Source organism: Candidatus Cloacimonadota bacterium (genome assembly GCA_011372345.1).
GTDB lineage: Bacteria > Cloacimonadota > Cloacimonadia > Cloacimonadales > TCS61 > DRTC01.
Genome location: DRTC01000159.1, coordinates 1 through 1,857, shown reverse-complemented (window position 1 = coordinate 1,857; position 1,857 = coordinate 1). Strand labels below are relative to the sequence as shown.

At 31.1% G+C, this 1,857-nt stretch carries 1 protein-coding gene; it reads left to right on the top strand.

All coding sequences use genetic code 11. From position 1 onward, the window contains the following. A partial coding sequence (locus ENL20_03060) for a hypothetical protein (protein HHE37536.1) occupies window positions 1-1,857 on the top strand: 1,857 nt, incomplete at both ends.

The window sequence follows — 1,857 nt, the reverse complement described above, 5'->3', positions numbered from 1 at the left end:
TTATGATACCGAACTTTTCTCGACAAAAATCTGGGATTACATAGAAAGAGATGAAGTAAACTTATTAAGATTCAAATCAGAATTTGAGACTATTCTCGGTTTCGGTCAATGGGAATATAAATTTGGTAAAGGAATGGTGCATTATAATTACAGGTTAATTGATGAAGATGTTTTTGGAAAAGCTTATGAGACCTTTATTGCAGAGATCAAAAAAGATTCCGGTATTTATTATACACCAGCCAAAATTACTCAATATATGTCCCAAAGATTAGTTAAAATCTTATTTGAATCTAAAATTCAAAGCATTATTAAAATAATTGATGATGATGATTATGATAAAGCTTACAAGGAATTTGAAGATTTATTAGAAATTACAATAATCGATCCAAGTTCCGGAAGTGGAAGTTTCCTAATTAAAATTCTCCGTGAGATTTATGATTATTATATTCAAATTGAGAAGAAAACTCACTGGGCAACCAAACATTTTTCGGAAGAAGTTTTTGAGGTTCCGGAACATGTAACAAAAGCTCTCGAATTTAGAGAAAAAATCGGATTTAATAATCCCAGGGAATTAATAAGTAAAATAATATTAAACCATATTTTTGCTTTAGACATCGATGAAAGAGCAATTGAAACCGCAAAAACAAATATGTGGAAGGAAGCAGTCAAACTCGAGCCACCAATTTTTAATTTCAGGAGACTTCCCAAAGAAGCAAACCATATCTTACCAAACCTGGGATTGAATTTCATTTCTGCTGATGCTCTTTATGATCTTGAAATAGAAAAACAGACTGACATTCTTCACAAGAAATTCAAAGATGAAATTAAGAGTTTGGTTGAATACAGAAAAAAATATTTGAAGAACCCCTTTAATCCCGAAATTGTTGATAAAATCAATTCTATAAAAAATAGTATTAGAATTGAACTGGAAAAGGAAATTGAAAAAATTCATAAACCAACTCTGATTGCTCTGGAATTTTATTTTCTCTATTTCGATGAAAAGGGAAATCCCTTAAAGCCTGAAAAACAAGGTTTTTCAGGAATTATAAATAATCCTCCCTGGGAAGAAATTTATCCGGTTAAAAAAGAATTCGCTGAAATTGGGAAATATGCAATGGATTATTCTGCTTTTGATGACTGGTTTCAGAAAAAATTGGAAAAAAATAAAAAATTTGCTCAAGGATGGGAAGAATACAAAGGGTTTTATAAAAATTATTCAAATTTTATTTCCGAAAACTATGAATATCATAAACAGAAACCGAAAACCAGTTCTGCCATGAGAACTCATCTCAATTATTTTAAGGTATTCGTGGAAAGAAACCTGCAGTTGATCAAAGAAAATGGTTTTATGAACATCCTCATTCCCTCCAGTTTTCAAACCGATGAAGGAAGTTTCGGTATTAGAAAATTAGTTATTGAAGAAAATAATCTGCACGAACTATTCTCTTTTGAAAACAGAGGATATTATGAAAAAATCAATGATTCGGAAAAAAAGATTAAACTCTTTCCGGATGTTGATAACAGATTCAAATTCTCGATCGTTCTCGTAGAAAAAAATAAAGAAAAGAGAAATACTGGTTTTCTGGGAATGTTCTATCTTTTAAATCCTTCCGAACTTTATGAGAAAAAACCTCTTGTTTATGACCTGGAAATGGTTAAACAATTCTCACCGGAAAATATGTCTATTATGGAATTCAGGAGCGAAAGAGATTATGAACTGTGCGGGAAGATAATTGGTGATCATACAAAAATTGCTGAAACTAAAATCAGGATGAGAAGGGAATTCAATTTAACGGATGATCGGAAATTATTTAAAATAAAACCGGAATCTCCGGATGATCTGCCTTTGTATGAAGG